Source organism: Trinickia sp., assembly GCF_051961175.1.
Lineage (GTDB): Bacteria > Pseudomonadota > Gammaproteobacteria > Burkholderiales > Burkholderiaceae > Trinickia.
Window position 1 is genome coordinate 1 of sequence record NZ_JBQCDN010000428.1, and the last position, 9,877, is coordinate 9,877.

The following is a 9,877-nucleotide window of genomic DNA, read 5'->3' on the forward strand; positions in this document are numbered from 1 at the left end:
ACCGACTTGATGCCGGCCGCCAAATGAACGAACGGCTCCGGCGGCAACGCCATCGGCGGCATGCAGTTCGCCAGCGTGTTATGCGTATCGGCACCCGATCCGATCACGCCGAGATAATCGATGAGCCCCGTCTCGGACATCGCCTGCGCGATCTCCTTCAACTGCTCGTGATCGAGCCCGTCTTCATGGAATTCGTCGCCGCACATCCGCAGGCCGACCACGAAATCGGGCCCGACGGCTTCGCGCACCGCCGTCAATACTTCCACGCCGAAGCGCAGCCGATTGGCGAGCGAACCGCCCCATTCGTCCGTCCGGAAATTCGTGCGCGGGCTCCAGAACTGATCGATCAGGTGCTGGTGCGCCGCGGAGATTTCGATGCCGTCCATGCCCGCTTGCTGCACGCGCTTGGCCGCGGCGGCGAAATCGCCGATGATGCGGCGGATCTCCTCCACTTCGATGATCTTCGCGTTGCCGCGGTGAACCGGCTCGCGCACGCCCGACGGCGTCATCAAATGCGGCCAATGCTCGCCGTGAAACGCCGAGCGGCGGCCCATATGCGTCGCCTGAATCATGATCTTGGCGCCGTGCCGGTGCATGGCCTCGGCCAGCCGGCTCAAAGGATCGATGATCCGATCGGTCGACAGATTCACCGATTTCCACCAGCCCTGAGGGCTGTCGATCGACACCGGGCTCGAGCCGCCGCATACCGCCAAGCCGACCCCGCCCTTGGCCTTTTCCTCGTAGTAGCGGATATAGCGATCGCCGGGCAGCCCGCCGGGCTCCGCGTAGACTTCCGCATGCGCCGTGCTGACGATGCGGTTACGCAGCGTCAGCTTGTTCAGCGTCATTGGTTTGAACAGATGGGGGTAGCGCATGTCGATCGACCTCGAGCGTATTCTTTAACGACTATCACGAACCGTATTGCCGTATGCCTCGTACCTCGCCGCGCGCTAATTCACGAGCGGCGAGACTTCGAACACGCAGTGCGCATGGCCTTCGCCCGCGCATTGCGTTTCCTTCGATTGCGAGCGGGGCCCGGCGCGGCCGCTCGTATCCGTATCGTTGACCCAGTCCATGGCACCCGCGAACCATCCCGCGAACATGTAGCAAAGCTTGCCGTGCTTCTCGGGTTGTGCGAGCACGAACGAGGAATGCCGCAGCTCTATGCGTGCTTGCGCGCGCGCCGGATCGGCCTCGGCAATCGAGAACAGCCCCCATCCGCGCTGCGAGAGGCGCTTCAGGTAATGCTCGAACACAGCCATGCCGACAAGCCCGTGCTGCTTTGCCTCTTTATCGCACCAGTGATAAGCCGATTTGTAGCCGGCGCGATACAGAATCTCGGCATACGTCTCTTGCCCCAGTGCCTCTTCTACGGCGACGTGATTGTTCGTGAAGAAGTGGCGCGGCACGTAAAGCATCGCCAATGCGTCGGTGGTCCATACGCCCGTGGCGGGATCGACGTCGATCGGAAGTTGCGGTTGCATCGAAGGGTTCCTCGTTCGAAATCAAAAGTGGTGCGTTACGCGCCCCAGACGTCGCGGAAAACGCGCACCCAGTTCTCGCCCATGATCTTGCGGATGCGCGTCTCGCTCCATCCGGCGCGCTCCATGGCGGCGGTCAGATTCGGGAATTCGCCGATCGTGCGAATGCCCTCGGGATTGACGACCTTCCCGAAGTTGGTCAGACGGCGGTAACGGCCCTTGTCGTGGGTGAGCCAATCGAAAAAGTCGACGCTGTAGCCTTGCGTGAAATCGGTGCCGATCCCGACCGTGTCCTCGCGGATCAGATTGACGACGTAGTCGATGGCCTCGATATAGTCTTCGACGGTTGCGTCGATACCGCGCTTGAGGAACGGCGCGAACATCGTGACGCCGACGAAGCCGCCCGCATCCGCGATTTCCTTCAGCTGCGCGTCGCTCTTGTTGCGCGGGTGCTCCTTGAGCCCGGACGGCAGACAATGCGAATAGCAGACCGGCTTCTTCGAAAAGGCGATCGCCTCCGACGAAGTGTTTCCACCAACGTGCGACAGGTCGACCATGATGCCGACCCGGTTCATCTCCGTAATGACTTCACGGCCGAAATCCGACAGGCCGCCGTCGCGCTCGTAGCAACCGGTGCCGACCAGGTTCTGCGTGTTGTAGCAAAGCTGAACGACGCGCACCCCCATGTCGTGAAACGCCTCGATGTAGCCGAGGTTGTCTTCGAACGCGTGTGCGTTCTGAAAACCGAGGATGACGCCCGTCTTGTTCTCGCGCTTGGCGCGCAAGATATCGTCGGTGGTGCGCACGAGCGTCAGAATTTCGTCGTGCTCGCGGATTTGCTGCTTCATCTGCGCGATGTTGTCGACGGTCTTCGGAAAGCTCTCCCATACCGAGACGGTGCAATTGGCGGCCGTGATGCCGCCCTTGCGCATGTCTTCGAATACCGAGCGCTCGAACTTGGAAATGTTCAGACCGTCGATGATGATGCTGTCTTGATGAAGAGTGGACATCGATTGCTCCGGGCTAGGGCGGGTCGAATGAATACGGTTCAATGGCGCAAGGCGATCAATAAATCGGGAAGCGTTCGCACAGCGCGAAGATTTCGCGGCGCACACGCTGCTCCGTTTCGGCGTCGCCTTCCGGATGGCGCGTCAGGGCATCGAATACTTCCAGGATCAAACGGCCGATCTGCTCGAACTGCTCCACGCCGAACCCACGCGTCGTCCCGGCCGGTGTGCCCAGACGAATGCCCGACGTCACCGTCGGCTTTTCCGTGTCGAACGGGATGCCGTTCTTGTTGCATGTGATGCCGGCGCGCTCGAGCGCGGTTTCCACCTGCGTGCCCTTCAAGCCCTTCGGCCGCAGATCCACGAGCAACAGGTGATTGTCGGTGCCGCCCGTCACGAGATCGACACCGCCTTCGCGCAGCACGGCGCCGAGCGCCTGAGCATTGGCGAGTACGCGGTCGATATAGCGCTTGAAACCCTCCTCCAGCGCTTCGCCGAACGCCACCGCCTTGCCTGCAATCACGTGCATCAGCGGGCCGCCTTGCAGGCCGGGGAATACGGCAGAGTTGATCTTCTTCGCGATGTCTTCGTCGTTCGTCAGCACAAAACCACCGCGCGGGCCGCGCAGCGTCTTGTGCGTGGTGGACGTCACGACGTGCGCATGCTCGATCGGATTGGCATGACGGCCGGCCGCGATGATGCCGGCGATGTGCGCCATATCCACCATCAGCTTCGCGCCCACGCTATCGGCGATGGCACGGAAGCGCGCGAAATCGAGGGCGCGAGGATAGGCCGAAAAACCGGCGATGATGAGACTCGGACGATGCTCGTGAGCGAGCGCTTCGACCCGGTCATAATCGATAAGCATCGTGTCCCGGCTTACGCCGTATTGCACGGCGTTGAACCACTTGCCCGACAGCGCGGGCTTCGCGCCGTGTGTCAGGTGGCCGCCGGCGTCGAGCGACATCCCGAGTACGGTGTCGCCCGGCTTGGCCAGGGCGAGCATGACGGAGCCGTTGGCCTGCGCGCCGGAGTGCGGCTGCACGTTGGCGAACTTCGCACCGAAGAGCTGCTTGACGCGTTCGATGGCGAGCGCTTCGACTTCGTCGACAAACTCGCATCCGCCGTAATAGCGCTTGCCCGGATAACCTTCCGCGTACTTGTTGGTCAGCACTGAACCTTGCGCCTCCAGCACGGCGCGCGAGACAATGTTTTCCGATGCGATCAGTTCCACCTGCGACTGCTGCCGCTCGAGTTCCCGAAGGACTGCGGCGCGAATGGGCGCATCGCGGTCAGCAAGCGTCTGCGTGAAAAACGGCTCTGTATTCGACATGGCGTATCCGTAGTAAGGGCGCGGCGCAGTACTGAAGGCTCGGCGCCGCCTGCGTTCGTTGGCGACGGCTCTATTCTTGTCGTTCGCCCTATTGGCGGATTGACGAATTCAGACGCGTTCTTTGCCTTTTCCGACACGCGCGTCCGTTTTGGACAAGTCGGATGAGAAGGGGCGATACCACCGCCGGCCGTCCGTTCAGGCCGGGGAACGCCCGCTCCGCGTACCGCGCAGCCTCATACTGCGATGCACCATTGTTGCCCAACCCGCGCGCCATAAAGCCCGATACACGGGCAGATCAGCACCGCCGCGGTGCAGCACAGAACGCCATGCCAAGCCGCCATAGGGTTAAGCCGTATGGCATAGTTGTTGCCCTGGAATCCACAATGAAAAGCGCCAGGCTCGGCGAAAGCCGCCTGTGCCATAGATCGGATTCGAAGGAACGCCCCATGTCACCCGACCGCACTGCATCGCTATCGAACTTCGTGTTCATGACGTTGCCGAACTTCACGATGATCGCGTTTTCGAACGCAGTCGAAGTGCTTAGGATGGCGAACTATCTGAGCGGTCAGACGCTTTACCGTTGGTCCGTCGTGAGTCCCGACGGCGGCGCCGTCATGGCCAGCAACGGCTTGGCCGTCGAGACGGTGCCCGTGTCTTCGCTCGAACAGTTGCCCGATGTCGTGTTCGTATGCGGCGGCGTAGATGTGCAGCATTCGACGACGAACGCCCATCTGTCGGAACTGCGCCGCTTCGCACGCTCCGGCGTGGCGCTCGGCAGCCTGTGCACGGGCACTTATGCGCTTGCACGCGCGGGCTTGCTCGACGGCTATGCATGTGCGATCCACTGGGAGAACATGTCGGCGCTCAAGGAAGAGTTCCCCGGCACGCGCTTCCTGAAAGAGCTGTTCGTCGTCGATCGCGACCGCATCACCTGCACGGGCGGTGTCGCGCCGCTCGACATGATGCTGCATTTGATCGCCCCGCGAATCGGCACGCCGCGCGTGACGCAAATCGCGGAGCAATTCATCGTCGAGCACGTGCGCGATACGAGCGCGCAACAACGGATGCCGCTCGTCGCCCGGCTGGGCTCGGCGAACAAATCGCTGTTCGAAGTCATTGCCTTGATGGAGAACAATATCGAGGAGCCGCTGTCGCGCGAAGAACTCGCACGGCTCGCGAATATGTCGCAACGACAGCTTCAGCGTCTATTCCGCGACCATCTGGGCATGACGCCCACGCATTACTACCTCACGCTGCGGCTGCGCCGCGCGCGGGAGCTGCTGCTACAGACCGATATGTCGATCATGCATATCACGATGGCATGCGGTTTTCAGTCGGCATGCCACTTCAGTAAGAGCTACCGTGACGCGTTCGGCACCGCGCCGACGCGCGAACGCCGCAATCAGGTCGCACCGCTCGCACGCTCCCCTGCCACGTCAGCGGTACCGGCATTTCACATTTGATTCGGCTGCAGATCCGCTTCCCTGCCCCTCGATAGCCTAGGCACGCGACCGTGCCCTTGCCTTTACGTTGGTCGATCAATCCGCGCACGGGAAGATTCCTCTTCTGTAATATACCCCCCTACCGTATTTGCTATACTCGCGGCCGTCTATGTACGGGGGACCGCCATGAGTCATACGATCCGCGAAAAACAAAAGCTGCTGAACCGCGTTCGCCGCATCAAAGGGCAGATGGAGGCCATCGAACGCGCGCTCGAGGATGAACGCGGGTGCGTCGATGTGCTCCAGCAAATCACGAGTTGCCGAGGTGCCATGAACGGCCTGCTGGCCGTGGTGCTCGAGGATCACATCCGCACGCATCTCGTCGATGCCGAACCGGCCGACGAACATGGCAGCGGTACCGAGCAATTGATCGAAGTGGTCCATAGCTACTTCAAGTAAGGGGGACCCATGACCGACTTCGAGAACGCCGCGTTCGGCGCGGGGCACGACCACATCTTTTTAGGCGCAGCCCATGAGGACAACGAGCGCAGAACCTGGATGGTGATTGCGCTGTGCAGTGTGATGATGGTGGTCGAAATCGCCGGCGGCAGCCTGTTCGGCTCGCTGGCGCTCGTGGCGGATGGCCTGCACATGTCCACGCATGCGGGCGCGATGCTGATCGCGGCATTGGCCTATACCTATGCACGCCGGCATGCCAACGATCCGCGTTTCGTGTTCGGCACCGGCAAGCTCGGCGATCTCGCCGGTTTCACGAGTGCGATCGTGCTCGCGATGATTGCATTGTTGATCGGCTACGAAGCGGTCTCGCGATTCTTTTCGCCCGTGCCCATTCGGTTCCGCGAAGCGATCCCCATCGCCGTGCTCGGTTTGCTCGTCAATCTCGCCAGTGTTTGGCTGCTCAGCGGCGACCATCATGGGCATCATCATGGCCACGGGCATGGACATGGCGGCCACGGGCATCATCACGATCACGATCACGACGATCATGACCATGGGCATCCCCCCACGCACGACGATGAACCCCACGGTGCCACCGTGCGCGACCATAACATCCGGTCCGCCTACATCCATGTCATCGCCGATGCCGCCGTTTCCGTCCTGGCGATCGTCGGCCTGGTGCTGGCACGCGCATTCTCGTGGACCTGGATGGATCCGCTGGCCGGTATCATCGGCGCCCTGGTGATCGCCAACTGGTCGTGGGGCCTGATGCGCGACACGGGCGGCATCCTGCTCGACATGAACATCGATCGCCGGATGGCGGATAACGTGCGCCACGTCGTGGAAGAAAACGGCGATACGGTTGTCGATTTACATATTTGGCGCGTCGGGCCGGGGCATTTGAGCGCAATCCTATCGGTCACGACGGCCGATTCACAGCGAGGCCCGGGCTTCTATCATGCCGCGCTCGAGCGCATGAGCGGGCTCTCGCACATGACCGTGGAAGTGAACCGCCGGCAAGCGATCGCCTGACCGGCTCGCCCTGCGGCAACCGGTTCATGCGTGCTTGCCCACCGTCACGATAGCCCGTCGCAAGCGCTCAGCGTGTCGCGACGGGCTCCTTCTCTCAGATCGATCGTTAGATCAACTGCAGGCTGCCGTCAGGCGGCCTTCAACATGCCGTGCGGATCGATGACGAACTTGCGCGGTGCACCGCCGTCGAACGCGCGATACCCTTCGGGCGCCTGATCGAGCGAGATGACGGTCACATTGACGATCTCGGCGATCGGCAGCCGGTCCCACAGGATCGCCTGCATCAAATTGCGGTTGTATTTCATGACCGGCGTTTGTCCCGTATGGAACGAATGCGATTTCGCCCAACCCAGGCCGAGACGAAGGCTGAGACTGCCGCGCCGTGCGGCCGCATCGGCCGAGCCCGGATCGTCGGTCACATAAAGGCCCGGAATACCGATCGCACCGGCTGGCCGCGTGATCTCCATCAGCGAGTTCAATACGGTAGCGGGCGCCTCCTGCGTATGAGCATTGCCGTGCCCGTGCGCTTCGAAACCGACGCAATCGACAGCGCAATCGATCTCCGGCTTGCCGAGAATCTGTTCGATCTGCTCGCCGAGCGAAGCACCGAGCGACAGATTGACCGTCTCGAAGCCCATCGCTTTCGCATGCGCGAGACGCTCCTCGTTCATATCGCCGACAATCGTCACCGCCGCACCCAGCAAGCGCGCCGAAGCGGCCGCCGCCATCCCCACCGGGCCCGCGCCCGCGATATAGACGCTGGAGCCCGGCTTCACGCCCGCGGTGACTGCGCCGTGGTAACCCGTCGGCAAAATATCCGACAAGCATGTCAGATCGCGAATCTTCGCGAGCGCCTGATCGCGGTCCGGAAACTTCAGCAAATTGAAATCGGCGTAAGGCACGAGCACATATTCGGCCTGGCCGCCGATCCATCCACCCATGTCCACGTAACCATAGGCGCCGCCCGCACGCGAGCCGTTGACGGTCAAGCACACGCCCGTGTGTTGCTCCTTGCACATGGCGCAGCGGCCGCATGCGACGTTGAACGGCACCGAGACGAGATCGCCGATTTTGAGCGTTTCGACGTCACGCCCCATTTCGATCACTTCGCCGGTGATTTCATGGCCCAGCACGAGCCCTTCGGGTGCCGTCGTGCGTCCACGCACCATGTGCTGATCGGAGCCGCAAATATTCGTACTGACGACTTTCAAAATCACGCCGTGTTGGATCGAGCGGCCACTCGGATCGACCATCTTCGGGTAGTCGATCGACTCCACCGCCACTTTGCCCGTCCCTTGATACACGACACCTCGGTTGCTACTCATCGTATGCGTCTCCTTTCGTCTCGATCGCCGAGCGGCGATCCATGTTGGGGGAGATAGCGCGACACCGCGTGTGCGCGCCCTTCCGCCGCTGCTTGCAGCGTAGTCCGCAACGGGCGGGCGCGATCGTACAAAACGCGACAAGAGCTTGCTAGAACCCGACACGAAGGGTGCGATCCCCCCCTAATCGATTGATGGCCGGGCACAAAACGCCTATCGTTGGAGCCTTCGAATGACTGACGAGCTTCTTGGAGATTGCCGATGACCTTGTCCTCCGTCTATGGTCCGCAGCGTCTTTACATCGGAGGAACGTACGTCGAGGCGACGTCGGGCGAAACCTTCGCCACCTTCGATCCCGCCACGGGCGAGTGTCTGGCAACGGTCGGCCAAGCGAGTCGGGACGACATCGAGCGCGCTGTGGCTTCGAGCCGCGAGGGACAGCGCGAATGGGCAGCACTGAGCGCCATGACGCGCTCGCGCATCTTGCGCCGCGCCGTCGAATTGCTGCGCGCCCGCAACGACGAGCTGGCTGAACTCGAGATGCGCGACACGGGCAAGCCCATCGCCGAAACCCGCGCCGTCGATATCGTGACGGGCGCGGACGTCATCGAGTATTACGCGGGTCTCGCCACGACGCTTGAAGGGCGGCAAATTCCCTTGCGCGACGATTCGTTCGTCTATACGCGCCGCGAGCCGTTGGGTGTGTGCGTGGGGATCGGCGCATGGAACTATCCGATTCAGATCGCCTGCTGGAAGTCGGCGCCTGCACTCGCGGCCGGCAACGCGATGATCTTCAAGCCCAGCGAAGTCACGCCGCTCTCCGCACTGAAACTGGCGGAGATCTATACCGAAGCCGGCTTGCCGCCCGGTGTCTTCAATGTCGTTCAAGGCAACGGCTTGGTCGGCGCCATGCTCGCGGAGCATCCCGCCATCGCCAAGGTCTCGTTCACGGGCGGAGTGGAAACGGGCAAGAAAGTGATGTCGTTAGCCGGCGCTTCATCGTTGAAGGAAGTGACGATGGAACTTGGCGGCAAGTCGCCCCTGATCGTGTTCGACGATGCCGATCTCGAACGCGCGGCCGATATCGCCGTCACCGCGAACTTCTTCAGCGCGGGCCAAGTTTGCACGAACGGCACACGCGTGTTCGTTCACCGCTCCGTCATGAAGGCGTTCGAAGCGCTCGTGGCGATGCGCGTTCAGCGGATTCGCGTAGGCAAGCCATCCGATGAGAACACGAACTTCGGCCCGCTGGCCAGCGCCGCACAACTCGACAAAGTGCTCGGCTACATCGAGAGCGGCAACCGCGAAGGCGCGCGCTTGTTGGTGGGCGGCACCCGCCTCACCGAGGGCGGCTTCGCGCAAGGTCAGTACGTGGCGCCCACCGTGTTCGCCGATTGCCGCGACGATATGCGAATCGTCCGCGAAGAAATTTTCGGGCCGGTGATGTGCCTGCTCTCGTTCGACGACGAGGATGAAGTGATCGCGCGGGCCAATGCAACGCATTATGGTTTGGCCGCCGGTGTCGTCACGGAGAACCTGTCTCGCGCACATCGATCGATCCATCGCCTGGAGGCAGGCATTTGCTGGATCAATACATGGGGCGAATCGCCGGCTGAAATGCCTGTCGGCGGCTACAAGCAATCGGGTGTGGGCCGCGAGAACGGGATCAGCACACTCGAGCATTACACGCAGATCAAATCGGTTCAGGTCGAACTCGGCCCCTACCGGCCCGTGTTCTGAAGGACGAAGGAGAGCGTTCGTGAGTGCCAAGGAATACGACTACATCATCGTCGGTGCGGGG

Annotated in this window: 9 protein-coding genes; 4 read left to right on the forward strand and 5 right to left on the reverse strand. The window is 62.0% G+C overall.

Annotation, left to right across the window (positions count from 1 at the left end):
* From ACTHL0_RS24190 to ACTHL0_RS24205, 4 genes are all read right to left on the reverse strand, one after another.
* A partial coding sequence (locus tag ACTHL0_RS24190) for an oxidoreductase (protein WP_440569579.1) occupies positions 1 to 875 on the reverse strand: 875 nt, incomplete at its 3' end.
* 75 nt (positions 876 to 950) lie between these two features.
* Positions 951 to 1,484, reverse strand: coding sequence for a DUF5943 domain-containing protein (locus tag ACTHL0_RS24195; protein ID WP_440569582.1), 534 nt, complete (start codon positions 1,482 to 1,484; stop codon positions 951 to 953).
* Positions 1,485 to 1,519: 35 nt separating this feature from the next.
* A complete protein-coding gene (locus ACTHL0_RS24200) occupies positions 1,520 to 2,491 on the reverse strand; it encodes a dipeptidase (protein ID WP_440569584.1) in 972 nt (323 codons plus the stop codon).
* Positions 2,492 to 2,546: 55 nt separating this feature from the next.
* A complete protein-coding gene (locus ACTHL0_RS24205; RefSeq protein ID WP_440569587.1) occupies positions 2,547 to 3,821 on the reverse strand; it encodes a serine hydroxymethyltransferase in 1,275 nt (424 codons plus the stop codon).
* A 383-nt stretch (positions 3,822 to 4,204) separates the two neighbouring features.
* Between ACTHL0_RS24205 and ACTHL0_RS24210 the strand changes: the two genes are divergently transcribed.
* From ACTHL0_RS24210 to dmeF, 3 genes are all read left to right on the forward strand, one after another.
* A complete protein-coding gene (locus ACTHL0_RS24210; protein WP_440569589.1) occupies positions 4,205 to 5,284 on the forward strand; it encodes a GlxA family transcriptional regulator in 1,080 nt (359 codons plus the stop codon).
* A 165-nt stretch (positions 5,285 to 5,449) separates the two neighbouring features.
* A complete protein-coding gene (locus ACTHL0_RS24215) occupies positions 5,450 to 5,722 on the forward strand; it encodes a metal/formaldehyde-sensitive transcriptional repressor (RefSeq protein WP_440569591.1) in 273 nt (90 codons plus the stop codon).
* A 9-nt stretch (positions 5,723 to 5,731) separates the two neighbouring features.
* Complete coding sequence (dmeF, locus tag ACTHL0_RS24220; RefSeq protein WP_440569593.1) at positions 5,732 to 6,754, forward strand: CDF family Co(II)/Ni(II) efflux transporter DmeF; 1,023 nt, start codon at positions 5,732 to 5,734, stop codon at positions 6,752 to 6,754.
* A gap of 128 nt (positions 6,755 to 6,882) precedes the next feature.
* Here the strand turns inward: dmeF and fdhA are convergent, their stop codons facing one another.
* The gene (fdhA, locus tag ACTHL0_RS24225) at positions 6,883 to 8,079 is read right to left on the reverse strand and encodes a formaldehyde dehydrogenase, glutathione-independent (protein WP_440569595.1); all 1,197 of its coding nucleotides are present in this window, start codon (positions 8,077 to 8,079) and stop codon (positions 6,883 to 6,885) included.
* A 258-nt stretch (positions 8,080 to 8,337) separates the two neighbouring features.
* Between fdhA and betB the strand changes: the two genes are divergently transcribed.
* A complete protein-coding gene (betB, locus tag ACTHL0_RS24230; protein WP_440569597.1) occupies positions 8,338 to 9,816 on the forward strand; it encodes a betaine-aldehyde dehydrogenase in 1,479 nt (492 codons plus the stop codon).
* Positions 9,817 to 9,877 lie beyond the last annotated feature (61 nt).